We start from the raw sequence: 24,800 nt of genomic DNA on the forward strand, positions 1-24,800 counted from the left end.
CCGACGACTTCGCGTTCGACTTCTTTCCGCCCTTCGAACCGCCCTTCGCGCCGCCCTTGCGCCCCTTGCCCGGCGCGGGCTCGGGCTCGATCAGCTCGAGCCCGAAGCGCCCCTCGGGCTCGACGGTGATCAGCCCCTCGAAGTTGCGCCGCCCCTGGAAGGGCAGGCGCAGCCTCAGGCTCGCGCGAGCCCCGGCGAAGCGTTCGAAGTCGGCGGGCTTCTTCAGCGGCCGGTCCATCCCCGGCGACGACACCTCGAGCCTGGAGTAGTCGATGTCCTCGACCGTGAGCAGGTGCGACAGCTGCCGGCTGACCTTCTCGCAATCGTCGATCGTGATCCCGGCCGGCGAATCGATGTACACGCGCAGCAGACCCTGCTGCGCATGCTCGACATCGACCGGCTCGTAGCCCATGCCGGCCACGGCCCTCTCGATGATCGCCTGCACTGTCGAAACACGACTGGACACTTTCGCGCCAACTCCAGCGCCAACCGGCGCGTCGAACCTTACGGGCCCTTGGCGGTAAAACCTGGCGGTAAAAAAAAATGGGCTACTCGAGCCCATTTTCTTTGAGCACACCGACCGTCCGGACACGGCGCCCCCCGGATATCGGGCAAGCCGAAAACCAAGCCTGCCGACCCGACGATTGCGGTCGCCGTTGAGCCGCCGGTCAGGCGGTTTCCATCAAGACCGCAATTATAGCCTGATCCGGGGCGTATCGACAACGCTTGCCGGGCGTGCCGGCAACGATCGTGCTCAGCCGCCGTTCGCGCCGCCGGCGCCGCCCGGCCCGCCCCGCTTGCCGCCGCGCCTGCCGCCGCGCCGCTGGCCGCCCGGTTGCCCGCCCGGCTGGCCGCCGCGTGGCTGGCCCGATGAAGCGCGATTGCCCGGCTGGCCGCCGCCCGCGCCGCCACGCGCGCCGCCCCGGCCCGGCTTGCCGCCGCCCGGCGCTGCCGCCTTGCCGCCCCGCCCTGCCTGCCCGCCGCGGGGCTTGCCCTTGGGGCCCTTGCCACCACCGGGCCTGCCCGCCCCGGGCTGGTCGAAGCCCCCGCCGAAGCCCGGACGGCCGTGATCCATCGGGCCGGTGAAGCCGCCCACCGGGCCGCGCCCGCGGACACCGCGAACGCGCTTGCCGCGGGCCGGTCCCGGAAGCCCGTCGCCGCTGCGCACCTGCCGGGTGATCCCCTCCTGGTGCGCGTTGCTGGAGCTGGGCTGCCAGTCGTCGTCGATCTCGTGCGGCGCGAGCTCGCGCTCTTCCTCGGGTTCGGCGCGGTTGCCGATCGCGTCCGCGGGATCCTCGTAGCCCTCGTCCCAGTCCATCTCTTCGCCGGGAGCCGGCATTTCGTCCTCGTCGCGCTCGGCCTCGGCGTCGGTTTCACCCCCGGCGGCCCGGATCAGCCTGAGCAACTCGGCCACGTCGACCGGCGCGAGCTCGACCCACCGTCCGCGCGCCAGCCCGCGCGGCAGCGCGACCGGACCGAAGCGGATCCGGGCCAGGCGGCTGACCGTCAGGCCCACCGCGTCGAACATCCTCCGCACCTCGCGGTTGCGGCCCTCGGCGATCACCACGCGGTACCAGGCGTTGGCGCCGTCGCCGCCGAGGTCCTCGATCGCGGAGAAGGCGGCCGGGCCGTCCTCGAGCTCGACGCCCTCGAGCAGCCGGGCGCGGGCCTCCTCGTCGATGCGGCCGAGCACCCGGACCGCATATTCGCGCTGCCAGCCGTAGCGCGGGTGCATCAACCGGTTGGCGATGTCGCCCGACGTGGTGAAGATCAGCAGGCCCTCGGTGTTGAAGTCGAGCCGGCCGACCGCGACCCAGCGCGAGCCCTTCAGCTTGGGGAGGCGCTCGAAGACCGTGGCGCGATGCTCGGGGTCGTCGCGGGTGCAGATCTCGCCGGCCGGCTTGTGATACAGGAGGACCCTGGGCGGCTTCGACACGTTGCGGCGCTGGATCGGCCGGCCGTTGACCCGGACCAGGTCGTTCGGGCCGATCCGCTGGCCGATGTGCGCAGGCTGCCCGTTGACCGACACGCGGCCGGCGACGATCAGCTCTTCCATGTCGCGACGCGAGCCGAGGCCGGCGTCGGCCAGCACCTTGTGCAGTTTGGGATGATCCTCGTCGGCCAGCACGACCGTGCGGTCCTGCTTCGGGCGGCGACGGCCCTCGACCGCGTCGAGACCGACGGTTTCGCCCGAAGCCGAAACCGGCAGCGGCTCGGCGTCGGCCGGCGCGCGCGGCGCACGCTCCTCGTCGGGACGGCGGCCACGGCCGCGGCGCTGGCGGCGCTGGCCCGGTTCGCGCGGGCCGCCCGACTGCTCGCCGCCGGCTCGGGCCGGCTGTCCGGCCTCCGCCTGCCGGTCGCCCTCTGCCGGTGCCCGCGCCTCGCCGGCCTGCGGCGGCGCGGCCGACGCGTCGCCGCCCTCGGCCGCGCCGGCTTGCTCGCCCTCGCGGGGCTTGCCGGCCCGCCCGCGCCGACGCGGGCCGCGGCGGCGGTTGAACGGCGAACGGGGCGGCCTGCCGCCGCGATCGCCGCCTTCGGCGCCTGCCGCGGAATCCGCGCCGCCGGCCTCGCCGGAGCGGGCGTCGACGTCTGCGGCCTGACCGGCCTGGAAATCGTCGCGGGGTCGTTCTGTATTCAAGTTTCCCTCTTGGGTTCGTTCGGCCCGGCGTCGTCGTCGGGTCGAAGTTCGGCGCCGCCGGCCTGGCCGGCAGCCCCTGACTGATCGGCGTGATCCGCTCGCGCCCGGGCGGGGTCGGTCGCCTCGGCCGCAACCGCGGCCAGCGCCTCGGCGAGCACTTCGTCGCCGTCGGCGGCCGGCTGCTGCTGGCCGGTGGCCGCCTGCTCCGCGCCCTCGGCCTGCCCTTCGGCAGCGGGCTCAGGCTCGCCGAGGTCGATCAGCCGCTGTTCGAGCGCGCCGGCCGCCTCGGTCGCCGCCGCCGAGGCGTCGGCCGACTCGAGCGGCGGCAGCTCGGACAGCGCGCGAAGGCCGAGGTCGTCGAGAAAGCGGCGGGTCGTGCCGAACAGCGCCGGCCTGCCGATCACGTCCTTGTGGCCGATCACCTCGATCCAGCCGCGCTCCTCGAGCGTCTTGACGATCTGCGCGGACACGGTCACGCCGCGGATCTCCTCGATGTCGCCGCGCGTGACCGGCTGCCGGTAGGCGATGATCGCCAGCGTTTCGAGCACGGCCCGCGAGTACTTCGGCGGCTTTTCCGGATGGAGCCGGTCGAGAAAGGGCGCCATCGCGGGCACGGTCTGGAAGCGCCAACCGGTCGCCAAGGGCACCAGCGCGACGCCGCGGCCCTGCCAGTCGTTGCGCAGGTCGTCGAGCAGCGCCCGGATCGTGTCGGTGCCGAGCTCGTCGGCGAACAGCCGGCGCATCTCGGCCACGGTCAGCGGCTGCTGCGCGCAAAGCAGCGCAGTTTCGATCACGATCTTGGCTTCGTGAGTGTTCATCGACGGGATCGCCCGTGCGCGAGAATCGGAAATGCCTGACCCGGCTGCGGGGCGCGACCGTGCGCGACTCCGGATTCGGCACCACGGCGCCGGAACCGCTCGGCAAGGCTTGGCTGGTCGCCGCCCGGAGACTCGGGACCGAACGCCAGCGGCGATCGGCGAAAGGCGTGGTCGGTGGCCCGACCGAGGAACGGCTGCCGACGCCCGAAAAGCGCGGGGCGGCGCGCCGCCTGTGGCGGAGCCTGATGCGCAAGGATACACGAACGGGCCGGGCGGCGCATCCGCCCGGCCCGTCGCGTCGACCCGTCGGGCCGCCCGTCGCGTCGGGTGGGGTCGCCCCCCCTCGCCGGCCGGCCCAGCCCGGCCGCGTCCGCTCCGCTAACGCGCCTTGTCGACCGGCCGCCAGCGGGACAACAGCAGCGCGTTGGTCATCACGCTGACCGAGCTCATCGCCATGGCCGCCCCCGCGATCACCGGGCTCAGCAGGCCGATCGCCGCGAGCGGGATCCCGACTGCGTTGTAGAAGAAGGCCCAGAAGAGGTTCTGCCTGATCTTGGCGTAGGTGCGGTCCGAGATCTCCAGGGCCGCCGGCACCAGCCGCGGGTCGCCGCGCATCAGCGTCAGGCCGGCCGTGTGCATCGCGACGTCGGTGCCGTTGCCCATCGCGATGCCCACGTCGGCCGCCGCCAGAGCCGGCGCGTCGTTGACGCCGTCGCCGACCATCGCGACCGTGTGCCCGCCCTGCTGAAGGCGGCGCACGTGGCCGGCCTTGTCGGCGGGCAGGACCTCGGAGATCACCTCGTCGATGCCGAGCGAGCGGGCGACCGCCTCGGCGGCGCCACGGTTGTCGCCGGAGATCATCACGGTGCGCACGCCGCGCGCGCGCAGCAGCTCGATCGCCTCGGCCGCGCCCTCCTTCGGGGCGTCGCCGAACGCGAGCAACGCGAGCACGCGCGCGCCCCCCTGGTTGCCCGCGTGCTCCAGCAGCCAGGAGACGGTCGCCCCCTCGCTCTGCAATGCCTCCGCGCGTGCCCCGAGCGCGCCGGGCTCCGCCCCCTGCTCGTCGAGCCAGCGGCGACTGCCGATCGACACGCTCCGGCCGTCGACCCGGCCGCCGACCCCCTTGCCGGGAATCGCCTTGACGTCCTGCGCCTCGGCGAGCGCGAGCCCCCGCTCGCGGGCGGCGTCGACCACGGCGCGCGCCAGCGGATGCTCGCTGCCAGCTTGCAGGCTGGCCGCCAGCGCGAGCGCTTCGGCGGTCGGCGCATCCGGCCCGCCGCTCGCCTTGCCCGCCGCCTGGCCCGCGGCTTCAACCGCCGCCTCGAAGGCCAGCAGCTTCGGCTTGCCCACGGTCAGCGTCCCGGTCTTGTCGAAGGCGACCGTGTCGACCCGATGGGCAATCTCGAGAGCCTGCGCGTCCTTGATCAGCACGCCGTGGCCGGCGGCCACGCCGGTGCCGGCCATGATCGCCGCCGGCGTGGCCAGGCCCAGCGCACAGGGGCAGGCGATCACGAGGACCGACACGGCCGCGATCAGCGCCGGCTCGATGCCCTGGCCGGCCAGCAGCCAGCCGGCCAGCGTGAGCGCGGCGATGCCGATCACCACCGGCACGAACACCGCCGAGACCTTGTCGACGATCCGCTGGATCGGCGCCTTCGCGGCCTGCGCGTCGCCGACCATCCTGATGATCCGCGCGAGCACCGTCTCGGTGCCCACGGCGGTGACCTGCATCACGATCCGGCCCTCGCCGTTGATCGAGCCGCCGGTCAGCCGGTCGCCGGCCGAGCGGCTGACCGGCAGGGGCTCGCCGGTCAGCATCGATTCGTCGACCTGGGTGTGGCCGTCGACCAGTTCGCCGTCGACCGGTATCCGCTCGCCGGGGCGCACGACCACCCGGTCTCCGACGATCACCTGCGCGAGCGGCACCTCGACCTCGGCGCCGTCGCGAAGCAGCCTGGCCACGTCGGGGCGCAGCGCCTGCAGCGCCCGGATCGCCGCCGTGGTCTGCCGCCGGGCACGGGCCTCGAGCCACTTGCCGAGCAGGACCAGCGTGATCACGACCGCCGAGGCCTCGTAGTACAGATGCGGCATCGTGCCGGGCGCGGCCGTCAGCCAGAGCCAGGTCGAAAGGCCCCAGCCGGCGCTGGTGCCGATCGCGACCAGCAGGTCCATGTTGCCGGTGCCCGCGCGCAGCGCGTGCCAGCCGGCCCGGTAGAAGCGGGCGCCGAGGACGAACTGGACAGGCGTGGCCAGCAGGAACTGCGCCCAGGCCGGCAGCATCCAGTGGCGCCCGAACAGGTCGCCGACCATCGGCACCACCAGCGGCAGAGACAGCAGGATGCCGATCAGCACCGGTGCGGCCCGGCGCAGCTCCTCGGCGCGTCCGCCCTGCTCGTCCGGCACGCCGGCCGCCTCGAGCGGGCGCGCGCCGTAGCCGGCCCGCACCACGGCCTTGACCAGCGCCGCCTCGAGCTCGGCGGCCGGGCCGCCGATCACCCTGACCCGGGCCGACTCGCCCGCCAGGTTCACGCTCGCGTCGACGACGAAGGGCAGCCGGCGCAGCGCCTTCTCGACTCGCGAGACGCAGGACGCGCAGGTCATGCCGTCGATCTTCAGGTCGACGTCGCGGGTCGGAGACCGGTAACCGGCCTTCTCGACCGCGGCGACCAGGGCGGCCGGGTCGATCCCGGCCCCGCCGACGCGGGCCGACTCGGCCGCGAGGTTGACCGCCACCGACTCGACCCCCGGCACCCGGGCGATCGCCTTCTCGACCCTCGCCACGCAGGAGGCGCAGGTCATCCCGTCGATCGGCAGCGACAGCGAGACGGCAGCCCGCGCAGGGTCCCCTGCAGCGGCTCCCGCCTCCAGCGAAGCAGTTTGCGTGTTCATCTTCTTCGTTCCCGTTTTCGGTCCTGCCCTCCGGCGGAGACCGTCCCCGCCGCGAGTCCCGGACCCGATGGCGGAAAGATCAAGCTTCACATCATGGGAAGGTCAACAGGAAAATCGACCCGGAAAAATCGACCTGGATCATGGAAGCGCGCGCCGACATGCACCATCCCTACGCATTCGGCACCCCTATGGGGCGTTGCGCACCACTCGCGTGCTAGATTTCGCTTCCCGATCCACCCACCGCACTCCACCCGAAATGACCGACATCTCCGCCTTCAGGCCGGCTTCCGCCGCCACCGCCTCGCTCCCGGAATTCCTGGAGCGGCTGAAGGCGCGGGATCCGGCCCAGCCCGAGTTCCACCAGGCGGTCAAGGAAGTCTTCGAGAGCATCTGGCCGTTCATCGTAGCGAACCCGAAGTACCAGCGCGACGCGCTGCTCGAGCGCCTGGCCGAGCCCGAGCGTGTGATCATGTTCCGCGTGCCGTGGGTCGACGACAAGGGGCAGGTTCACGTCAACCGCGGCTTTCGCGTGCAGATGAACAGCGCGATCGGCCCGTACAAGGGCGGCATCCGCTTCCATCCGTCGGTGAACCTCAGCATCCTGAAGTTCCTGGCCTTCGAGCAGACCTTCAAGAACTCGCTGACCACGCTGCCGATGGGCGGCGGCAAGGGCGGCGCCGACTTCGATCCCAAGGGCCGCAGCGACATGGAGGTCATGCGCTTCTGCCAGTCCTTCATGGCCGAACTGCACAAGCACATCGGCGCCGACGTCGACGTGCCGGCGGGCGACATCGGCGTGGGCGGGCGCGAGGTCGGCTACATGTTCGGCATGTACAAGAAGCTGGAAGGGGAGTTCAGCTCGGTGCTGACCGGCAAGGGCGTGCCCTTCGGCGGCAGCCTGATCCGGCCCGAGGCCACCGGCTACGGCACCGTCTACTTCGCCGAGGGCATGCTGATGCGACGCGGCCAGTCGCTCGAGGGCTTGCGCGTGGCGATCTCCGGCTCGGGCAACGTCGCCCAGTACGCCGCCCAGAAGGCCATGCACCTGGGCGGCAAGGTCATCGCGATGTCCGACTCGGGCGGCACCGTGCACATGCCCGACGGCATGACCGACGAGGACTGGCTCGCGCTGGTCGACCTCAAGGAGGTGCGTCGCGGCAGGGTGTCCGAGTTCGCCGCCGAGCGGGGCTACGCCTACCTCGAAGGCAAGCGCCCGTGGAGCATCCCCTGCGAGATCGCGCTGCCCTGCGCCACCCAGAACGAGCTCGACGAGAGCGACGCACGCACGCTGGTGGCCAACGGCTGCTTCTGCGTGGCCGAGGGCGCGAACATGCCGTCCACGCTCGACGCGGTGCACGTGTTCAGGGATGCCGGCGTGCTGTTCGCGCCGGGCAAGGCCGCCAACGCCGGGGGCGTGACCGTGTCGGGCCTGGAGATGAGCCAGAACGCGATCCGCCTGTCCTGGACCCGCGACGAGGTCGATCGCCGCCTGCGCGAGATCATGGCCTCGATCCACGCGTCCTGCCTGGAGCACGGCCTTGGCAAGGGCAAGGACGGCGGCGTCGACTACGTGGCCGGCGCCAATATCGCCGGCTTCGTCAAGGTCGCCGACGCGATGATCGGCCAGGGCGTGGTCTGAACCGCTCGCCGGTTGCCGAGGGCGCAAGCCTCGCGGCGACCGCACGACGAAGGGGCGCCGCGCAGGCGCTCCTTTCCACGAAGGGGCGCCCGCGCGGCGCCCCTTTCCTTTCCATTAGGGGCTCGCGCGGATGGCGGCCCCGGGGGCCCCGCGCTACCATCCCCCCTCCCAACGCAAGGAGACAAGCATGAACAAGTTCGCCCCGGTCGCGATGGCCGCCGCGCTGGCGGTCTCGGCCGCCGCCGCGATCCTGCCCCAGGACGCCCGCGCGCAGACCTACCCCGACAAGTCGATCCGGATGATCGTGCCCTACGCCCCCGGCGGCGCAACGGACATCATCGGCCGGGCCACCGCCGAGGAGCTCAGCAAGACGCTGGGCCAGTCGGTGGTCGTGGACAACCGCCCCGGCGCAGGCGCCAACCTCGGCTCCGAGATGGCCGCGCGCTCGGCCCCCGACGGCTACACGCTGCTGGTCTCGGCGAGCAGCCTGCACGGCATCACGCCCTTCCTGTACACGAAGCTCAACTACGACCCGAACAAGGACCTGGTGCCGGTCATCGCGCTCGCGTCCTTCGCCAACGTGCTGGTCGTGAACCCGAAGGTGAAGGCCAACTCGGTCAAGGAACTGATCGAGCTCGCCAAGGCCAACCCGGGCAAGCTCACCTGCGCGTCGAGCGGCAGCGGCTCTTCGATCCACATGTCCTGCGAGATGTTCAAGCACATGCTGGGCCTGGACATCACGCACGTGCCCTACAAGGGCAGCGCGCCGGCGGTCACCGACCTGATCGGCGGCCAGGTCGACCTGATGTTCGACAACATCCCCTCGGCGATCACCCACATCCGCGCCGGCAAGCTGCGCGCGCTCGCGACCACCGGCGCCAAGCGCGCCGCGGCGCTGCCCGACCTGCCCACGATGCAGGAGTCCGGCGTGACCGGTTACGAGTCGGGTGCCTGGTTCGGCATCGTGGTGCCGGCGGGCACGCCCGCGAGCATCATCGCCAGGCTCAACGCCGAGGGCCAGAAGGCGGTCGCGTCGCCGGCCTTCGTCAAGCGGATGACCGACCTCGGCTACGAGGTCGTCGGCGGCACGCCCGAGCAGATGGCCGCGATGATCAAGGCCGAGTACGAGCGCTGGGGCCCGATCGTCAAGGCCTCGGGCGCCAAGGTCAACTGAGCGCCGACACGGAGCCCGCCCCATGTCCCGCCTGAAGATGCTCCCGGCCCAGCCGGAAGACCCCGCGGTCGCCGCGATGTTCGACGAGGTCCGCGCCCGCGGCGTGCGGCCTCCGAACCTGTACCGGGTGATCGGGCACGCGCCGGAGATGCTGCGCGCCTGGCTCGACTTCGCGTGGCCACTGCGGCTGAACGCGAAGACCTCGCGCCGGATCCGGGAGTTGCTGATCCTGCGCGGCGCGCAGGTCTCCGGCGCCAACTACGAGTGGGTGCACCACACGAAGATGGCGCTGGCGGCCGGCGTGAGCCAGGCCCAGATCGACGCGCTGGCCGACTGGGAGGGCTCGGACCTGTTCGACGCCGAGGAGAAGGCGGTCCTGCGGCTCGCGCAGGAGGTGACCGCAGGCCCCGCCGCCTCGGCCGAAGCGATCGACGGCCTGAAGAAGGTGGGTTTCGACGAGGCCGCGATCGTCGAACTGACCCTCACCGCGAGCTTCTACGTCTGCGTCGCCCGCTTCCTGCTGTCGATGGACGTCGAGCTGGAAGACGACGACCGCGCCTGAGCGTACCTGCGGCCCGCACCCCGCGAGCCAACCGTCCCGGGCCGTCCGGCCCGGGACGGTCCCTTCCCCCTTCTCCCTTCCCCCTTCTCCCTCCTTCGCCCCTTCGCCCCTTCGCCCGAATATATTTGCCCAAACAAGCATGCTATAATTTCGCCTCTTTCCACTGGCAATTTGTGGGTCCCCGCTCCCGGGGCAGGTCGACGCGGCGCACATGCAACGCCACGCCGGCCGGGTCAGGATCCTGCGCCGACCGCGCATTCCGGGCCGCCGACAAACGCAACGCATGACCGACACGGACCGAAGTAAAGCAAGCCCGACCCAAACCATCGTTTTCCGCTCCGCCCGCCCCGAAGACGGCGCGGCGATCTGGCGCCTGGTGAAGGCCACCGGCAAGCTGGAGTTGAACTCAGCCTATTTCTACCTGGTGTTCGCCACCGACTTCGGCGACACCTGCCTGGTCGCCGAACGCGGCGACACCGTGGTCGGCGCAGTCGTCGGCTACCACCCTCCCCGTCAACCCGACACCGCCTTCGTCTGGCAGGTCGGCGTGCTGCCCGAACTCAGGGGCCAGGGCCTCGGCTCGCGACTGCTCGACGCGTGGCTGGACCTGCCGGCCAACCGGGACTGCCGCTGGGTCACCGCCACGGTCGACGAGGACAACGGGCCGTCGCGCGCGCTGTTCGCGGGCTTCGCCCGCGCGCAGGGTGTGGGCTGCAGCGTCACGCCGCACTTCACGCCCGAGCTGTTTCCTCACGAACACCCCGCCGAGCCGCTGCTGCGGATCGGCCCGTTCCAGCGCGACGGATCCGCCGTCGCGCGCGGCGAGCCTGCCGCCTGCGGCGCGCACTAGCGCGCCTCGCCCCCGCGCCGCTCACCGGACGCGCCCCGCAAGGGGCGGCAAGCGGCGCTTCCGACAACTTCCTGACAGGGACGACCATGAACACCTTCGAGAAACACGAATCGGAAGTCCGAGGCTACTGCCGCAGCTTTCCCACGGTCTTCGCGTCCGCCAAGGGCGCCTGGATGACCGACGACAAGGGCAGCCGCTACCTCGACTTCTTCGCCGGCGCCGGCGTGCTGAACTACGGCCACAACCCGGACCACATGAAGCAGGCGCTGCTCGAGTACATCGAGCGCGACGGCATCACCCACACGCTGGACATGTACAGCGAGGCCAAGGAGGCCTTCATCCGCCGCTTCGACGAAGTGATCCTGAAGCCCCGCGGCCTGTCCTACAAGTTCCAGTTCCCCGGCCCGACCGGCACCAATGCGGTCGAGGCGGCGCTCAAGCTCGCGCGCAAGGTGACCGGCCGCCAGGAGATCGTCGGCTTCACCAACGCCTTCCACGGCATGACGCTCGGCTCGCTGTCGGTCACCGGCAACGGCTTCAAGCGAGCCGGCGCCGGCGTGCCGCTGACCCACACGTCCGCGGTGCCCTTCGACGGCTACCTGGGCCAGGACACCGACACGCTCGACTACTTCGAGGCGATGCTGGTCGACAACGGCAGCGGCCTGGAGGTGCCGGCCGCGGTCATCGTCGAAACGGTGCAGGCCGAGGGCGGCGTCAACGTGGCCAGCGTGGAATGGCTGCGCCGGCTGCGCGAGATCACGCAGAAGCACGGCATCGTGATGATCGTCGACGACATCCAGGTCGGCTGCGGCCGCACCGGCAGGTTCTTCAGCTTCGAGGAGGCCGGCATCGTGCCCGACATCGTCACGCTGTCGAAGTCGCTGTCCGGCTACGGCCTGCCGCTCGCGCTGGTGCTGATCAAGCCCGAGCTCGACCAGTGGGCGCCCGGCGAGCACAACGGCACCTTCCGCGGCCACTGCCCGGCCTTCGTGACCGCCACCGCGGCGCTCGACTACTGGAAGGACGACGCGCTGACGCGCTCGGTCGAGGCCAAGAGCGCGCTGGTTCGCGAGCGCCTGCAGAAGATGGTCAAGCGCCTCGGCGTGGAAGCGACGGTCCGCGGCCGCGGCCTGATCTTCGGCGTGGACTTCGCCGACGCGTCGATCGCCGGCAAGGTCTCGGCCGCCTGCTTCGAGCGCGGCCTGGTGCTCGAGACCGCCGGCATCGACGACCAGGTGCTCAAGCTGCTGCCCAGCCTGACCATCGAGGAAGCCGACCTGAAGAAGGGCCTGGACATCATCGAGACGAGCCTCGAGGCGGTGCTCGGCCGGGACGTCCGCAAGGCGGCCTGAGCGCGCCGGGCATTCCCTCGCGCCGAACATTCCCGAGCGCGCAGCGCCCCCGGCGCTGCGCGCATCCCCAAACGAACTCCGGAGAAAGAGAACATGATCGTGAAGCACCTCGACGACGTCATCGGCACCGCGGCCGACGTCGACACCGAAGGCTGGACCGCCCGGCGCCTGATCTACAAGGACGCCGGCATGGGCTACTCGGTGAACGACACCATCATCAAGCCCGGCGCCGAACTCGAGATGCACTACAAGAACCACCTCGAGACGGTCTACTGCATCGAGGGCGAGGGCCAGATCACCGACATCGCCACCGGCGAGACCCACGACATCCGCCCCGGCACGCTGTACGCGCTCAACGAGCACGACCGGCACATCCTGCGCGCCAACAAGGGCTCGCACATGCGGATGGTCTGCGTGTTCAACCCGCCGCTGACCGGCCGCGAGGTGCACGACGAAACCGGGGCCTATCCCCTGACCGAATGAAGGAGGTCATGCACGCATGACGACGACTACGACCACGACCCGGCCGCGCACGCCCGCGCCCGGCGAGGACCGCTACCCGTCGCGCGTCGCCGCGCAGGCGACGATCACCGACCGCAAGGACCCGGTGGTCTACGGTCGCGCCGGCGACGGGCCGCTTTCCGAAAGCGAGCTGCGCTTCTACGAGGACAACGGCTACCTGAGCTTCGACAGCCTGCTGTCGGCCGACGAGCTGGCCGCCTGCCTGGACGAGCTGCAGCGCTTGCGCGGCGACGACGCAGTGAAGGACTCGCCCGAGGCGGTCATCGAGCCCGACAGCCGCGAACTCCGCTCGGTGTTCGCGATCCACAAGAGCAGCGAGCTGCTGCGCCGACTGTGCGGCCACCCGAAGCTGGTGGCGATCGCCCGCCAGCTGCTGGGCGGCGACGTCTACATCCACCAGTCGCGGATCAACTACAAGGGCGGCTTCCGGGGCAAGGAGTTCTACTGGCACTCGGACTTCGAGACCTGGCACGTGGAAGACGGCGTGCCGGCGATGCGGATGGTCAGCTGCTCGATCAGCCTCACGCCCAACACGCCGCACAACGGCCCGCTGATGATCGTGCCCGGCTCGCACCAGCGCTACGTGTCCTGCGTGGGCGCCACGCCCGACGACAACTACAAGTCGTCGCTCAAGCGCCAGGAAGTCGGCGTGCCCGACGACGCGAGCCTCACGAAGCTGGTCGACGAATTCGGCATCGCCGCACCGATCGGCCCGGTGGGCTCGGTGACCTTCTTCGAGTGCAACGTGATGCACGGCTCGAACTCGAACATCACGCCGATGCCTCGCAGCAACCTGTTCGTCGTCTACAACAGCCTGGACAACAAGCCGGTGGCGCCCTACTGCGGCCTGAAGCCGCGGCCGAACTTCATCGCCGAGCGCGAGGACTTCACGCCGGCGGCGGAGCTCGCCAAGGCGCGCTGAGCCGCCGACCCGGCTCGCCGGCAGGCACGTCGCCGGCGAGCGGGTCCCGGGCCCGCTGCCCCATGCGCCCGCGAACCGATCCCACGACCCGATGACCAACGAGAGGCACCTGTCATGAAACCCGGATTCGTTCTTCGTCGAGTCATGAACGGCCTGCTCGCGCTGGCGGGCTCGGCCGCGCTGCTGTCGGCCGGCTTCGCCCAGGCGGAGTCCACGCTGGAACGCATCCGCAAGGAAGGCAGCATCCGCGTCGGCTTCGCCAACGAGGCGCCCTACGCCTACGCCGACTCTTCGGGCGAGCTCACCGGCGAGTCGCCGACCGTGTTCCGGCACGTGATGAAGCAGCTCGGGGTCGACAAGGTGGAAGGCGTGCTGACCGAATGGGGCGCGCTGATCCCGGGCCTGAAGGCCGGCCGCTTCGACGCGATCGTGGCCTCGATGTACATCACGCCCAAGCGCTGCAAGCAGATCGTGTTCGCCGACCCGACCTACGGGATCGGCGAAGCGCTGATCGTGAAGGCCGGCAACCCCGATGGCCTGCGCAACTACGCCGACGCGGTCCGCAAGAAGCGCAAGATCGCCTTCGTGGCCGGCACCGCCGAGATCCAGCATGGCCGCATGGCCGGCATGACCCGCAAGCAGCAGCTGATCGTGCCGGACTTCGCCGCGGCCATCGCGGCGGTGAAGGCCGGGCGCGCGTCGGCCGCGGCGCTGACCTCGCTGACCGCAGCCGAGCTGGCCGCAAAGGACGAGGGCATCGAGCGCGCCGAGCCCTTCACCTTCACCCACAAGGGCAAGAGCTATCGCGGCGAGGGTTCCTTCGGCTTCAGGCCGGAAGACACCGAGCTGCGCGACGCGGTGAACGCCGAGCTGAAGAAGTTCGTCGGCTCCGACGAGCACCTGGCGATGATCGCGCCCTTCGGCTTCGACGCATCCAACCTGCCCGAGAAGACTGCCGCCCAGCACTGCGCCGGCCAATGAAGGTCGCGCTGGTCGTCGCGGCGCTGGCGGCAGGTTTCGCGCTGGCGCTGCTCGCCGGCGCCGGCGAGTTCCTGCCCGAGCTGCTGCGCGGCACGCTGGTCACGCTGCAGGTGGCGGCCGGCGGCGCGCTGCTGGCCGTGGCGGCGGCACTGGCCGCTGCGCTTGCCCGGCTCTACGGTCCGGCTCCGCTGCGCTGGCTGGCAGTGGCCTACGTGGAGACCTTCCGCGGCACCTCGGCGCTGGTGCAGCTCTTCTGGCTCTTCTTCGTGCTGCCCCACTTCGGCGTCACGCTCGCCCCGATCACCGTGGGCATCGTGGCGCTGGGGCTCAACATCGGCGCCTACGGGGCCGAGGTGGTGCGCGGCGCGATCGGCGCGGTGCCGCCCGGCCAGTGGGAAGCCGCCACCGCGCTGAACATGGATCGCGTGCAGGCCCTGCGGCGCATCGTGCTGCCGCAGGCCTTCGTGCGGATGATCCCGCCCTGGGGCAACCTGTTCATCGAGCTGCTGAAGGCGACCTCGCTGGTCTCGCTGATCACGCTGTCGGACCTGGCCTTCAAGGCCCAGCAGCTGAACCAGAACACGCTGCGCACCGCCGAGATCTTCGGGCTGGTGCTTCTGATCTACCTGGCGATCTCGCTGGCGATCACCGCCGGCATGCGGGCGCTGGAGCGGCGCGCCGCGCGCGGCCTGGCGCGAGGACGGACGGCATGATGGCCGCGATCTGGGACTGGGACTACGCGCTCGAGATCCTGCCGATCCTGGCCGAGGCCTCGATCGTGACTGTGCAGGTCACCTTCGCCGGCTTTCTGCTCGCGCTGGCGGTCGGCCTGGCCTTCGCGGTCGGCCGGATGGCGGGGCCCGCCTGGCTTCGCGCGGGCACCAGCGCGGTGGTCGAGTTCGTGCGCTCCACCCCGCTGCTGATCCAGATCTTCGTCCTGTACTACATGATGCCCGGCCTGGGCCTGAGCCTGAGCGCGATGACCACCGGCGTGCTGGCGCTGGGCCTGCACTACGGCGCCTACTGCGCCGAGGTCTACCGCTCCGGGCTCGAGAACGTGCCAAGGGGCCAGTGGGAGGCCTCGATCGCGCTGAACCTGTCGCCGTGGACCACCTTCAAGGACATCGTGCTGCCGCAGGCGATCCCCCCGGTGGTGCCGGCGCTGGGCAACTACCTGATCGCGCTGTTCAAGGAAACGCCGCTGCTGTCGGCGATCGCGGTGCTGGAGCTGATGCAGACCGCCAAGATCCTCGGCTCGGAGAGCTTCCAGTACACCGAGCCCATCACGCTGGTGGGCGCCTTCTTCCTGCTGTTCAGCCTGCTCTCGGCCGCCCTGATCCGGCGCGTCGAGCGGCGGCTGGGCGCGCGCGCCGGAGCCCGCCGATGAACGAATCCCCGATGGTCCGCTTCGACAGGGTCTCCAAGCGCTACGGCCCGCTGACCGTGCTCGACGCGCTGGAGCTCGACATCGCCGCCAACGAGAAGGTCGCGATCATCGGCCCCTCGGGCTCGGGCAAGACCACCGTGCTGCGGATGCTGATGACGCTCGAGCCGGTGGACGAAGGCGTGATCTGGATAGCCGGCGAGCCGCTCACCCACATGCCGCGCAACGGACAGCTCGTGCCCGCCGACCGCGCCCACCTGAAGCGGATGCGCGCCAACGTGGGCATGGTGTTCCAGCACTTCAACCTGTTCCCGCACATGAGCGCGGTGAAGAACTGCATGGAAGCGCCGATGACCGTGCTGGGGCTCTCGCGCGACGAGGCCCACGCGCGCGCCGCCGAGCTGCTCGCGATGGTGGGCCTGTCGGACAAGCTCGATCACTACCCCGCGCAGCTCTCAGGCGGCCAGCAACAGCGCGTGGCGATCGCCCGCGCGCTGGCGATGCGCCCGCGCGTCATGCTGTTCGACGAAGTGACCTCGGCGCTGGACCCCGAGCTGTGCGGCGAGGTCCTCAACGTGATCCGGGAACTGGGCGCCGCGCACGACCTGACCATGCTGATGGTCACGCACCAGATGGGCTTCGCGCGGGAGTTTGCCGACCGGGTGTGCTTCTTCGACCGGGGGAAGATCGCCGAGCAGGGGCCGCCCGAGGAGCTCTTTGCGGAGCCGAAGAGCGAGCGGACGCGGCAGTTCCTGAGTGCGGTGATGGCGGCGGGGTGAACCGGGGCTACCGGTTTCGCCCACGCGTGTCGACGACCAGGGGTTCTCCGTCGCGCCGACGCCAGGATCTCGGGGGCGGATCGCCGCTCAAGACGTCGCCATGGCCAGCGAAGCTGCTATCGCACCAATGGACCTGAACAGCACGAACGGATCGTCGCGAGACGGCAGGAAACCCCGACGCTGCCAGAACTGTGCCGCCTCCACGTCCAGCGCCTTGACCACGAGCGTGCGGCCGCCGATCAGCTCCGCCGCCCGAACACTACGCTCCAGCGCGTGCTTCAACAGACCCGTGCCGATTCCCCTGCCCGCCCACGACACATCCGTGGCCAGCTGGCCCAGCAGCAGACAAGGCACCGGATCCGGCGGCTGTCCGGTGCGGATGGACCGCGGCATCGCCGCTGGCACCACCGCCGTCGGAGCGAGTCCGTAGTAGCCGACCACCCGCCCCGAATCGTGAACGACCATGACGGCCGTAAAGCCCTTTCGGTGGTTGGACAATGCATGCGTACGGAGCCAGTGATCGAGCGCCGGCTTGCCGCAGGAGAAGCCGGAGAGGTCATGCGCAGGAGCGAGCGGCTCGGGCGCGGAGATCGCCACGTTTCACCGCTCGGCGACAGCGCCCGATTCCCAGGGCGCTGGCCGGCGGGCAAGTTCGACCATCTCGGGAACCGGCTCGGCCGGCCCCGAAAGGGCGTCCACGAACGCGGCAAAGCCCTCGGGGCTCATGCGGACCAGTGCGGCCTCCATCACGACGTCCTCGGCCGCGCGCACCGCGGCTTCCCGCACGAAATCGGTCCGCGAGCGGCCGCGCAAGCTTGCGGCGCGATCGATCAGCGCGACATCCGCCTCGGGAAGGCGCATCGAGATCGGATATTCCTTGCGGTCTGCGGATGCGGGCATCGTTGCCTCTCTGTCGTGCAAAATCCGGGTTGATTGTAGCGCTAAACGCAATACATCTACACCATCCTGCCCACATCCGGCAGGCGGGGAGCCGAGTGATGAGACTCTACGAGCTCGGCGAATATCCCGCACTTGCACGTTCGGCCTATGTCCTGGTGTGATCGCCGAAGGAACCCCGCCCCGGAATCCTCTTCTTCGACTGCGTCGAGACGAAAGGAGTTCGCTTGTCTTCGTTCACCTCGTTCCAGCAGGACCCCGGCGACATCGCCGGAATCCAGGCCGCATTCGATGCAGGCGAATCCGACCCCGTGGCGCTGCTCGAGTCCCTTCTGCGCCGGATCGACGAAGCCGAACCCCACGTGCACGCATGGACGTCGGTGGATTGCGAGGGCGCGCTGCAACAGGCCGTGCAGGCCCGCGATTCGCTGAACCGGGGTGGGCGGCGCAGCCCCATGCACGGAATTCCGGTGGCCATCAAGGACGTCATCGACGTCGCGGGCTTCCCGACCCGGGCAGGCAGCCGCGCCCGGACCGGGCAAGGGCCAGCGGCACGGGATGCCGACGTCGTCCGCGCGCTGCGCGCCGCAGGCGCGGTGATCCTGGGCAAGACCCACACGACCGAGTTCGCCTACTTCGATGGCGTGCCGCCCACGCGCAACCCGTGGAACACGGCGCACACGCCGGGCGGCTCCAGCGCGGGCTCGGCGGCGGCGGTCGCGGCCGGCATGGTGCCCGCCAGCCTGGGCACCCAGACCGCAGGCTCGGTGGTGCGCCCCGCCGCCTACTGCGGCATCGCGGCGTTCAAGCCCACCGGCCAGAACATGAGCACCCACGGCGTGGTGCCGCTCGCGCCGGCCTTCGACACGCTCGGCTGGTTCGGTCACCGCTTCAGCGATGTGGCGGCCATCGGCGCGGCGCTGCATGCGCAGCGCTTCCTGGCGCCCGCCCGGCCGGATTCCCTGCGCGTGGCCTTGCCCGACGACGCCTTGTTTGCCGATGCGAGCCCGGCAGTGATGGACAATCTGGACCGTACCGTGCAGGCCCTCGCTCGAGCGGGACATCGCATCGACCGGACTGCGGCGCCCGTGGCGCTCGCCGACGCGATCGCCGCGCACAAGACCGTGCTCGAGTACGAGCTGTCGCGGCTGCATGGCGAACTCGCCACCGAGCACGCGCAGGTCCTGTCGCCCGGCTGGCTGGCCGCGATCGAACGCGGCTCGAGCATCCGCAACGAGGATCACCTGGCCGCGCGCGCTTTCATCCAGCAGGCCCAGAAGACTTGCTGGGCCGCATGGGCCGACTGGGACCTCCTGCTGGTGCCGGCAGCGCCCGATACCGCGCCGGCGGGGATGCCCACCGGGGACCCGCGCTACATCATCCCCTTCACCGCCCTGGGCGGTCCGATCGCCACCCTTCCGGTGTCGCTCTCGACGAATGGCCTGCCGCTGGGCGTCATGCTCTGCGGCCGCCCGGGAAGCGATGCGGGGCTGATGGCGGATGCGCTGACCCTGGCTTCGGCCATCGAGGCGCCCCGGAATTGGTGAGGCGCAAGCACGCGAGGCGCAGAAAAAGCAAAACGCCGGCTCGATCTCTCGAAGCCGGCGTTTCTTGAAACTGGTTGCGGGGGCAGGATTCGAACCTGCGACCTTCGGGTTATGAGCCCGACGAGCTGCCAGACTGCTCCACCCCGCGTCTGGAGAACGAAACTATAGCACTGTTTCGCTGCGCTGCGCAAACCGGGGCCTGCCCGATCCACGCCAGGGGGCTCGCTGCTACACTGCGGCGAACCCCGATCCGACCCCCATGAAATTCTGTTCGCTCTGTGGCAACGAGGTTTCGCTGGGCGTGCCGCCCGGCGACAACCGCCCCCGCTTCTCGTGCGCGGGTTGCGGCACGATCCACTACCAGAACCCGAACATGGTCCTCGGCACCATCCCCATCTGGGAGAACCGGGTGCTGCTGTGCCGCCGGGCGATCGAGCCGCGCTACGGCTACTGGACGCTGCCTGCCGGCTTCATGGAGAACGGCGAGACCACCGCCGAAGGCGCCGAGCGCGAGACGATGGAAGAGGCCGGCGCGCGCATCCGCATCGGCGAACTGTTCTCGATGATCGACGTGCCGCAGGTCCAGCAGGTTCATGTGTTCTTCCGGGCCGACATGCTCGGCCCCGAGCTCGACCCCGGGCCCGAGAGCCTCGAGGCCCGGCTGTTCGCCGAGGAGGAGATCCCGTGGCCGGAGATCGCCTTCCGCACGGTGGAGCAGACGCTGCGCTGGTATTTCGAGGACCGGCGCAACGGTAGTTTCGGCACGCACACCGGCGCGGTGCGCTACCGCGAGCGGTCGAAGGCCTGAGCGCGCGATCACGCCGCGGCGACCGGCCCGCCAGGTACACGAGGAGGAGACCCCGATGCATCGACGAGGATTCCTGATCGGATGCGCGGCCGCCGGCGCGGTTGACGGCGCCGCGCTGGCCCAGGCGATCGGCCAGGCCGCGGTCCAGGCGCCCGGCGACACGGCCCGGCGATGGCAGCGCGCACTGCTGGTCGGCGAGGACGGCAAGCCGCTGCTGGCCTCGCGCATCCCCGAGCGCACCAACCTGCTGTTCCACTACCCGTTCGTGGGCACGCCGGCCTTCCTGCTGAACCTGGGCAAGCCCACGAAGCGCGAGGTGGCGCTCGCCACCGAGGAAAAGGCCCGCTACACCTGGGCCGGCGGCGTGGGCCCCAAGCGCTCGATCGTGGCCTACTCGGCGATCTGCGCGCACAAGATGGCCTATCCGGCGAAGGAGATCAGCTTCATCAGCTATCGCGCCGAGACCTCGCCGATCTCGAAGCGCGGCGAGGTCATCCACTGCTGCGCCGAGCACAGCCAGTACGACCCGGCCGACGGCGCACGGGTGCTGGCCGGCCCGGCCACCCAGCCGCTGGCCGCGATCCTGCTCGAGCACGACCCAGCCACCGACCAGATCTACGCGACCGGCACGCAGGGCGGCGAGCTCTTCGACGGCTTCTTCGAGCGCTTCGCGATGAAGCTCTCGCTCGAGCACGGCGGGCGCGAGCGCCAGCCGGCCCCCGAGCGCTGCCTGGTTCAGCCGATCGAGAACTACTGCCGGCAGCTGATGCGCTGCGCCTGATGAGCGGACGGCCACGCACGCCGCTGCCCTGGGTCGGCCGGCACGACATGCTGCCCGACCCGCGGCTCGCCTGGCGCGAGCCGAACGGGCTGCTGGCCGCCGGCGCCGATCTCTCTCCCGAGCGGCTGCTCGAGGCCTATTCTCGAGGCATCTTCCCCTGGTACTCGGACGGCCAGCCGGTGCTGTGGTGGTCGCCCGATCCGCGCATGGTGCTGTACCTGGACGAGTTCCGCCTGCATCGGTCGCTGGCGAGGACGATCCGCCGGAACTGCTTCGCGGACACGAGAACGGACGGGCCCGCCGCCGACGCGACGCCCCGCTGGCAGGTCACGCTGAACGGCGCCTTCGACGAGGTGATGCGCGCCTGCGCCGCGCCGCGCGACGCCGACGGCGGCACCTGGATCACCACCGACATCCTTTCCGCCTACCAGGGGCTGCACCGGCTCGGCCACGCGCACTCGGTCGAGGTGCGCGAAGGCGGGCGCCTGGTCGGCGGGCTGTACGGCGTCTCGATCGGCCGGATGTTCTACGGCGAGTCGATGTTCGCGCGAGTCACCGACGCCTCGAAAGTGGCGCTCGCGGCGCTGGTCGCCACGCTGCGGGAGCACGGTTTTCGCGTGATAGACTGCCAGCAGAACACCGGCCATCTGGCTTCGCTCGGCGCTCGCGAAATCCCGCGCGAGGCTTTCCTGCAGGAGATCGCCGGACTCATCCGGCAGCCCGGCCCCGACTGGCAGGCGATGCGCATCGAGCTTCCTCACGCATGACGCACCCGAAGGAACTGCCGTTCGCGGCCCTGCAGTTCTACGCAACGGCCCCCTATCCCTGCAGTTACCTGCCCGGGCGCCAGGCCCGCTCCCAGGTCGCCACCCCGAACCACCTGATCAACGCCGACGTCTACGGCGAGCTGGTGCGCGCCGGGTTTCGCCGCAGCGGCATCTTCACCTACCGGCCCTACTGCGACGGCTGCAAGGCCTGCGTGCCGGTGCGCGTGCCGGTGGCGGCGTTCCGCCCCACCCGCAGCCAGCGTCGCGCCAAGGCCCGGCACGCCGACCTGAAGCCGCTGGTCACCCGGCTGGGTTTCTCGGCCGAGCACTACGCGCTGTACCTGCGCTACCAGTCGAGCCGGCACGCCGGCGGCGGCATGGACCACGACAGCCGCGAGCAGTACGCGCAGTTCCTGCTGCAGAGCAAGGTCAACACCCGGCTGGTCGAATTCCGCGATCCGGACGGCGTGCTGCGGATGGTGTCGATCATCGACGTGCTCGACGACGGCCTGTCTTCCGTCTACACCTTCTTCGACCCCGACACGCCGCGGTCGAGCTACGGCACCTGGAACATCCTGTGGCAGATCGAGCAGTGCCGAGAGCTCGGCCTGCCGTACCTGTACCTCGGCTACTGGATCGGCGAGAGCCCGAAGATGTCGTACAAGGCGAATTTCCGGCCGATCGAGCGCCTGGTCGCGGGCGCCTGGGAGCCCTTCCCCGATGACGAGGCCGTGCCCGTGGAGCCGGCCTCCGCGGAGCCGGCTCCCGCAGCGCCAGCTCCCGGAATCCCCGTCCCGCACGCCCCGCGCGAATGAACCCCTATCCCTTTGCCCGCCCTCTCCTGTTCTCGCTCGATCCCGAACGCGCCCACGACCTGACGCTGGGCGCGCTCGACGGTGCCGCCTGCAGCGGGCTGCTGCGGCTGGTGGCCGGCCCGACGGTCGACGATCCGGTCGAGGTGATGGGCCTGCGCTTCGCCAATCGCGTGGGCCTGGCCGCGGGGCTGGACAAGAACGGCGCGCACGTCGACGCCTTCGGCGCGATGGGTTTCGGCTTCGTCGAGGTCGGCACCGTTACGCCGAAGCCGCAGCCCGGCAACCCGAAGCCGCGCATGTTCCGGCTGCCCGAGCGGCGCGCGCTGATCAACCGGATGGGCTTCAACAACGACGGCGTCGACGCCTTCGTGCGCAACGTGGAGCGCGCGAAGTGGCGCGGCGTGCTGGGCCTGAACATCGGCAAGAACGCGGCCACGCCGATCGAGGACGCGGCCAGCGACTACCTGTTGTGCCTGGAGCGGGTCTACCCGCACGCCGGCTACGTGACGGTGAACATCTCGTCGCCGAACACGAAGAACCTGCGCGACCTGCAGGGGGGCGACGCGCTCGACGCGCTGCTCGGCGCGCTGGTCGACAGGCGCGAGGCGCTGGCCGGCCGGCACGGCCGCCGCGTGCCGCTCGCGCTGAAGATCGCGCCGGATCTCGACGAATCGCAGGTCGACGCGATCGCGGCGCTGCTCGCGCGCCACGGCATCGACGCGGTGATCGCCACGAACACCACGGTGTCGCGCGAGGCGGTGGCCGGCCTGCCGCACGCCGACGAGGCCGGCGGGCTCTCAGGCGCGCCGGTCTTCGAGCTCTCGAACCGGGTGATCCGGATGCTGCGCGCGCGGCTGCCGGCCGGCTACCCGATCGTCGGCGTGGGCGGCATCATGAGCGCGGCCGACGCGCTGGCCAAGATCGAGGCCGGCGCGACGCTGGTGCAGGTCTACACCGGTCTGATCTACGAAGGGCCGGCGCTGGTGGGCGCCTGCGCGCGTGCGCTGCGCGACGCGGCGCGCGTCAGTCGGCCTTGAGCAGGCTCGCCGAACGGGCCACCCGCGCGTAGGCGCGGATCGCCTCGCGGTGCGAGGCCAGCTGCAGCGGGCCAGCCAGGTCCTTGTCGTGCAGCAGGCGCTCCAGCGCGTCGAGCCAGTGCAGCCAGTAGGTGTCGCCGAGGTCCGGGTCGCCGTCGGCCTGCGCGTCGCGGATCGCCTGCGACAGGCAGCGCACCCACTCGGGCCAGGAGAAGTGGCCGGCCTCGTGCATCGCCAGCGTGATCGCGAAGAGTTGCGCCTGCCAGGGCTCGGCGAAGGCCGCGCCGGTGCTCTCGGGCAAGCCGCAGGCGGCGACCGCGTCGGCGATCGAGCGGATCTCGCTCACGCCGGCTCCAGGTACGGCTCCCAGCAGTCGACGTAGACCGCCGAAGCGGTCGTGTCGGGCCCCCACAGGTCGGCCGCCTCGAAGCGCACCGAGTACAGCCACTGCGGGTTCTCGCCCTTGCCGTTACCGCTCGAGTCGGGGAACACGTGCACGCCGTGCACGATCGCGATCGTTCCGGGCCTGCCACGCGCGTAGCGCGGCAGGCGGGTGTGGCCGACCGGGTTCATCAGCTGCGTGCGAACCCGGTCGCCGACCGCGAAGCGCGCCGGCTGCGCGGCCTCGCGCTCGCTCGGGCCGCCGCGCGCGAGCATCGGCCCCACCTGTCCGGCCGACAGCGCCGGCGGGATCGCCGCCCGCGGGGCGAGCGCCTTGCCGGCAGCGATTTCCTCCGCGCTCAGGATGCCGCGCTCGGTCATCAGTTTCTCGAGCCCGGCGAGCCAGATCTCGTAGTAGCTGCTCGACAGGTACTGCGCGGGCGGCAGCGACTCGCGCGCCGCGCGCGACTGATCGATGTTCCAGCCGCCGATCGGGCCCATCAGGATGGTCATCGCCATCGCGTGGCGCTCCCACTCGTCGTGGAAGACCGGCTCGTTCGGCTCGGGGACGACCGGGCCGAAGCCGTGCTGGCCGCCGAGGTCCTGCGCGCCGTTCATTGCCTGTCCTCCAGTTGCACCAGGGCCGTGCCGATCATCGAATCGCGGGTCACCCGCTCGGCCAGCGCCTCCGCACTCCAGCCTTCGGTGCCTGCCGGCCGCATCGGTATCACCAGGTAGCGAATCTCGGCGGTGGAGTCCCAGACCCGCACCTCGACATCGGGCGGCAGCTCGACGCCGAACTCGGCGAGCACGCCGCGCGGATCGGCCACCGCGCGGGAGCGGTACGGCGCCGACTTGTACCAGACCGGCGGCAGGCCCAGCACCGGCCACGGGTAGCAGGAGCACAGCGTGCAGACCACCAGGTTGTGCACCGTGGGCGTGTTGCGCACGACGACCATGTGCTCGCCCTGCCGGCCGGTGTAGCCCATCGAAGCGATCGCGGCGGTGGCGTCGCGGTCGAGCCAGCGGTCGAACTCGGGGTCGGTCCAGGCCCGCGCCACAACCCGCGCGCCGTTGCGCGGACCGATCCGGTTCTCGTAGGTGTCGAGCAGTTCGTCGATCGCGGCTGGCTCCACGTAGCCCTTGGCGACGAGCAGCGACTCGATCGCCTTGACCCGCACCGCGATCGGCGATGCCGGATCGCCGTGCGCCGCCGCCGGCTGCGCCTGCGCCGCGCCGCCGCCCGTGTTGCCCGCC

General features: G+C 70.9%; 25 protein-coding genes, 1 tRNA gene and 1 pseudogene. 17 read left to right on the forward strand and 10 right to left on the reverse strand.

The window, feature by feature from the left end:
* Window positions 1-88 precede the first annotated feature (88 nt).
* The 4 genes and pseudogenes from rimP to M6I34_RS04325 form a co-directional block, all read right to left on the reverse strand.
* Window positions 89-436, reverse strand: a pseudogene (gene rimP, locus M6I34_RS04310) (ribosome maturation factor RimP); the annotation flags it as partial.
* Window positions 437-754: 318 nt separating this feature from the next.
* Window positions 755-2,638, reverse strand: a complete 1,884-nt coding sequence (gene rluB / locus M6I34_RS04315) for a 23S rRNA pseudouridine(2605) synthase RluB (RefSeq protein WP_272484477.1) — start codon at window positions 2,636-2,638, stop codon at window positions 755-757.
* Entirely contained in the window at window positions 2,635-3,456 is an 822-nt protein-coding gene (gene scpB, locus M6I34_RS04320) for an SMC-Scp complex subunit ScpB (RefSeq protein ID WP_272484478.1), read from the reverse strand. The genes rluB and scpB overlap by 4 nt, the downstream gene beginning before the upstream one ends.
* 378 nt (window positions 3,457-3,834) lie before the next feature.
* Window positions 3,835-6,345 (reverse strand): heavy metal translocating P-type ATPase, encoded by a 2,511-nt coding sequence (locus M6I34_RS04325; protein WP_272484479.1) that lies wholly within the window; start codon window positions 6,343-6,345, stop codon window positions 3,835-3,837.
* A gap of 256 nt (window positions 6,346-6,601) precedes the next feature.
* Here M6I34_RS04325 and gdhA point away from each other — a divergent pair, with 256 nt between their 5' ends.
* From gdhA to ehuA, 11 genes are all read left to right on the forward strand, one after another.
* Window positions 6,602-7,984, forward strand: coding sequence for an NADP-specific glutamate dehydrogenase (gene gdhA / locus M6I34_RS04330; RefSeq protein WP_272484480.1), 1,383 nt, complete (start codon window positions 6,602-6,604; stop codon window positions 7,982-7,984).
* Window positions 7,985-8,171: 187 nt separating this feature from the next.
* Window positions 8,172-9,158: a Bug family tripartite tricarboxylate transporter substrate binding protein gene (locus M6I34_RS04335; RefSeq protein ID WP_272484481.1), complete on the forward strand. Its 987-nt coding sequence runs from the start codon at window positions 8,172-8,174 to the stop codon at window positions 9,156-9,158.
* Between the two features lie 22 nt (window positions 9,159-9,180).
* Window positions 9,181-9,720: a carboxymuconolactone decarboxylase family protein gene (locus tag M6I34_RS04340; RefSeq protein ID WP_272484482.1), complete on the forward strand. Its 540-nt coding sequence runs from the start codon at window positions 9,181-9,183 to the stop codon at window positions 9,718-9,720.
* A gap of 283 nt (window positions 9,721-10,003) precedes the next feature.
* A complete protein-coding gene (gene ectA / locus M6I34_RS04345; RefSeq protein ID WP_272484483.1) occupies window positions 10,004-10,570 on the forward strand; it encodes a diaminobutyrate acetyltransferase in 567 nt (188 codons plus the stop codon).
* Window positions 10,571-10,656: 86 nt separating this feature from the next.
* Window positions 10,657-11,922: a diaminobutyrate--2-oxoglutarate transaminase gene (gene ectB, locus M6I34_RS04350; protein ID WP_272484484.1), complete on the forward strand. Its 1,266-nt coding sequence runs from the start codon at window positions 10,657-10,659 to the stop codon at window positions 11,920-11,922.
* Between the two features lie 93 nt (window positions 11,923-12,015).
* On the forward strand, window positions 12,016-12,405 hold the full coding sequence (locus tag M6I34_RS04355) for an ectoine synthase (RefSeq protein ID WP_272484485.1): 390 nt from the start codon (window positions 12,016-12,018) through the stop codon (window positions 12,403-12,405).
* Window positions 12,406-12,421: 16 nt separating this feature from the next.
* Window positions 12,422-13,366 carry an ectoine hydroxylase gene (thpD, locus tag M6I34_RS04360; protein ID WP_272484486.1) on the forward strand — a complete coding sequence of 315 codons (945 nt, stop codon included), beginning with the start codon at window positions 12,422-12,424 and terminating at the stop codon, window positions 13,364-13,366.
* A 114-nt stretch (window positions 13,367-13,480) separates the two neighbouring features.
* Entirely contained in the window at window positions 13,481-14,347 is an 867-nt protein-coding gene (gene ehuB / locus M6I34_RS04365) for an ectoine/hydroxyectoine ABC transporter substrate-binding protein EhuB (protein ID WP_272484487.1), read from the forward strand.
* Window positions 14,344-15,060, forward strand: coding sequence for an ectoine/hydroxyectoine ABC transporter permease subunit EhuC (ehuC, locus tag M6I34_RS04370; protein WP_272484488.1), 717 nt, complete (start codon window positions 14,344-14,346; stop codon window positions 15,058-15,060). The genes ehuB and ehuC overlap by 4 nt, the downstream gene beginning before the upstream one ends.
* Window positions 15,060-15,734, forward strand: coding sequence for an ectoine/hydroxyectoine ABC transporter permease subunit EhuD (ehuD, locus tag M6I34_RS04375; RefSeq protein ID WP_272486601.1), 675 nt, complete (start codon window positions 15,060-15,062; stop codon window positions 15,732-15,734). Before ehuC ends, ehuD begins: the two co-directional genes overlap by 1 nt.
* Complete coding sequence (gene ehuA, locus M6I34_RS04380) at window positions 15,731-16,510, forward strand: ectoine/hydroxyectoine ABC transporter ATP-binding protein EhuA (RefSeq protein WP_272484489.1); 780 nt, start codon at window positions 15,731-15,733, stop codon at window positions 16,508-16,510. The genes ehuD and ehuA overlap by 4 nt, the downstream gene beginning before the upstream one ends.
* Window positions 16,511-16,597: 87 nt before the next feature.
* Here the strand turns inward: ehuA and M6I34_RS04385 are convergent, their stop codons facing one another.
* Together M6I34_RS04385 and M6I34_RS04390 are read right to left on the reverse strand one after the other, a co-directional pair.
* Window positions 16,598-17,107 (reverse strand): GNAT family N-acetyltransferase, encoded by a 510-nt coding sequence (locus M6I34_RS04385; protein ID WP_272484490.1) that lies wholly within the window; start codon window positions 17,105-17,107, stop codon window positions 16,598-16,600.
* A 3-nt stretch (window positions 17,108-17,110) separates the two neighbouring features.
* A complete protein-coding gene (locus tag M6I34_RS04390; protein WP_272484491.1) occupies window positions 17,111-17,410 on the reverse strand; it encodes a type II toxin-antitoxin system TacA family antitoxin in 300 nt (99 codons plus the stop codon).
* Between the two features lie 224 nt (window positions 17,411-17,634).
* On the opposite strand from M6I34_RS04390, the gene M6I34_RS04395 reads away from it, so the two are divergent.
* A complete protein-coding gene (locus M6I34_RS04395; protein WP_272484492.1) occupies window positions 17,635-18,954 on the forward strand; it encodes an amidase in 1,320 nt (439 codons plus the stop codon).
* A gap of 71 nt (window positions 18,955-19,025) precedes the next feature.
* On the opposite strand, the gene M6I34_RS04400 is transcribed toward M6I34_RS04395, so the two are convergent.
* Window positions 19,026-19,102 (reverse strand) — tRNA-Met (locus M6I34_RS04400).
* A 111-nt stretch (window positions 19,103-19,213) separates the two neighbouring features.
* On the opposite strand from M6I34_RS04400, the gene M6I34_RS04405 reads away from it, so the two are divergent.
* From M6I34_RS04405 to M6I34_RS04425, 5 genes are read left to right on the forward strand one after another with little or no spacing between them, the layout of a single operon-like run.
* Window positions 19,214-19,762: an NUDIX hydrolase gene (locus M6I34_RS04405; protein WP_272484493.1), complete on the forward strand. Its 549-nt coding sequence runs from the start codon at window positions 19,214-19,216 to the stop codon at window positions 19,760-19,762.
* Window positions 19,763-19,817: 55 nt separating this feature from the next.
* Complete coding sequence (locus M6I34_RS04410; protein ID WP_272484494.1) at window positions 19,818-20,543, forward strand: Rieske (2Fe-2S) protein; 726 nt, start codon at window positions 19,818-19,820, stop codon at window positions 20,541-20,543.
* Entirely contained in the window at window positions 20,543-21,310 is a 768-nt protein-coding gene (aat, locus tag M6I34_RS04415; RefSeq protein ID WP_418953442.1) for a leucyl/phenylalanyl-tRNA--protein transferase, read from the forward strand. Before M6I34_RS04410 ends, aat begins: the two co-directional genes overlap by 1 nt.
* Entirely contained in the window at window positions 21,307-22,125 is an 819-nt protein-coding gene (locus M6I34_RS04420; protein WP_272484495.1) for an arginyltransferase, read from the forward strand. The genes aat and M6I34_RS04420 overlap by 4 nt, the downstream gene beginning before the upstream one ends.
* A complete protein-coding gene (locus M6I34_RS04425) occupies window positions 22,122-23,162 on the forward strand; it encodes a quinone-dependent dihydroorotate dehydrogenase (protein ID WP_272484496.1) in 1,041 nt (346 codons plus the stop codon). The genes M6I34_RS04420 and M6I34_RS04425 overlap by 4 nt, the downstream gene beginning before the upstream one ends.
* Here the strand turns inward: M6I34_RS04425 and M6I34_RS04430 are convergent.
* Genes M6I34_RS04430 through nthA form a run of 3 tightly spaced genes read right to left on the reverse strand, consistent with a single transcriptional unit; the run spans window position 23,149 to window position 24,730 of the window.
* Complete coding sequence (locus M6I34_RS04430; protein ID WP_272484497.1) at window positions 23,149-23,508, reverse strand: nitrile hydratase accessory protein; 360 nt, start codon at window positions 23,506-23,508, stop codon at window positions 23,149-23,151. The genes M6I34_RS04425 and M6I34_RS04430 overlap by 14 nt on opposite strands.
* Window positions 23,505-24,161, reverse strand: a complete 657-nt coding sequence (nthB, locus tag M6I34_RS04435; RefSeq protein ID WP_272484498.1) for a nitrile hydratase subunit beta — start codon at window positions 24,159-24,161, stop codon at window positions 23,505-23,507. The genes M6I34_RS04430 and nthB overlap by 4 nt, the downstream gene beginning before the upstream one ends.
* Window positions 24,158-24,730, reverse strand: a complete 573-nt coding sequence (gene nthA / locus M6I34_RS04440; protein WP_272486603.1) for a nitrile hydratase subunit alpha — start codon at window positions 24,728-24,730, stop codon at window positions 24,158-24,160. Before nthA ends, nthB begins: the two co-directional genes overlap by 4 nt.
* Window positions 24,731-24,800 lie beyond the last annotated feature (70 nt).

The organism is Zeimonas sediminis (assembly GCF_023721795.1).
Taxonomy (GTDB): Bacteria; Pseudomonadota; Gammaproteobacteria; order Burkholderiales; family Burkholderiaceae_E; genus Zeimonas; species Zeimonas sediminis.

Excerpts from the sequence above, each read along its gene's own strand:
- scpB (WP_272484478.1), bottom strand. The coding sequence starts at position 3,456 with ATGAACACTCACGAAGCCAAGATCGTGATCGAAACTGCGCTGCTTTGC.
- M6I34_RS04325 (WP_272484479.1), bottom strand. The coding sequence starts at position 6,345 with ATGAACACGCAAACTGCTTCGCTGGAGGCGGGAGCCGCTGCAGGGGAC.
- gdhA (WP_272484480.1), top strand. The coding sequence starts at position 6,602 with ATGACCGACATCTCCGCCTTCAGGCCGGCTTCCGCCGCCACCGCCTCG.
- M6I34_RS04335 (WP_272484481.1), top strand. The coding sequence starts at position 8,172 with ATGAACAAGTTCGCCCCGGTCGCGATGGCCGCCGCGCTGGCGGTCTCG.
- M6I34_RS04340 (WP_272484482.1), top strand. The coding sequence starts at position 9,181 with ATGTCCCGCCTGAAGATGCTCCCGGCCCAGCCGGAAGACCCCGCGGTC.
- ectA (WP_272484483.1), top strand. The coding sequence starts at position 10,004 with ATGACCGACACGGACCGAAGTAAAGCAAGCCCGACCCAAACCATCGTT.
- ectB (WP_272484484.1), top strand. The coding sequence starts at position 10,657 with ATGAACACCTTCGAGAAACACGAATCGGAAGTCCGAGGCTACTGCCGC.
- M6I34_RS04355 (WP_272484485.1), top strand. The coding sequence starts at position 12,016 with ATGATCGTGAAGCACCTCGACGACGTCATCGGCACCGCGGCCGACGTC.
- thpD (WP_272484486.1), top strand. The coding sequence starts at position 12,422 with ATGACGACGACTACGACCACGACCCGGCCGCGCACGCCCGCGCCCGGC.
- ehuB (WP_272484487.1), top strand. The coding sequence starts at position 13,481 with ATGAAACCCGGATTCGTTCTTCGTCGAGTCATGAACGGCCTGCTCGCG.
- ehuC (WP_272484488.1), top strand. The coding sequence starts at position 14,344 with ATGAAGGTCGCGCTGGTCGTCGCGGCGCTGGCGGCAGGTTTCGCGCTG.
- ehuD (WP_272486601.1), top strand. The coding sequence starts at position 15,060 with ATGGCCGCGATCTGGGACTGGGACTACGCGCTCGAGATCCTGCCGATC.
- ehuA (WP_272484489.1), top strand. The coding sequence starts at position 15,731 with ATGAACGAATCCCCGATGGTCCGCTTCGACAGGGTCTCCAAGCGCTAC.
- M6I34_RS04390 (WP_272484491.1), bottom strand. The coding sequence starts at position 17,410 with ATGCCCGCATCCGCAGACCGCAAGGAATATCCGATCTCGATGCGCCTT.
- M6I34_RS04405 (WP_272484493.1), top strand. The coding sequence starts at position 19,214 with ATGAAATTCTGTTCGCTCTGTGGCAACGAGGTTTCGCTGGGCGTGCCG.
- M6I34_RS04410 (WP_272484494.1), top strand. The coding sequence starts at position 19,818 with ATGCATCGACGAGGATTCCTGATCGGATGCGCGGCCGCCGGCGCGGTT.
- aat (WP_418953442.1), top strand. The coding sequence starts at position 20,543 with ATGAGCGGACGGCCACGCACGCCGCTGCCCTGGGTCGGCCGGCACGAC.
- M6I34_RS04420 (WP_272484495.1), top strand. The coding sequence starts at position 21,307 with ATGACGCACCCGAAGGAACTGCCGTTCGCGGCCCTGCAGTTCTACGCA.
- M6I34_RS04425 (WP_272484496.1), top strand. The coding sequence starts at position 22,122 with ATGAACCCCTATCCCTTTGCCCGCCCTCTCCTGTTCTCGCTCGATCCC.
- nthB (WP_272484498.1), bottom strand. The coding sequence starts at position 24,161 with ATGAACGGCGCGCAGGACCTCGGCGGCCAGCACGGCTTCGGCCCGGTC.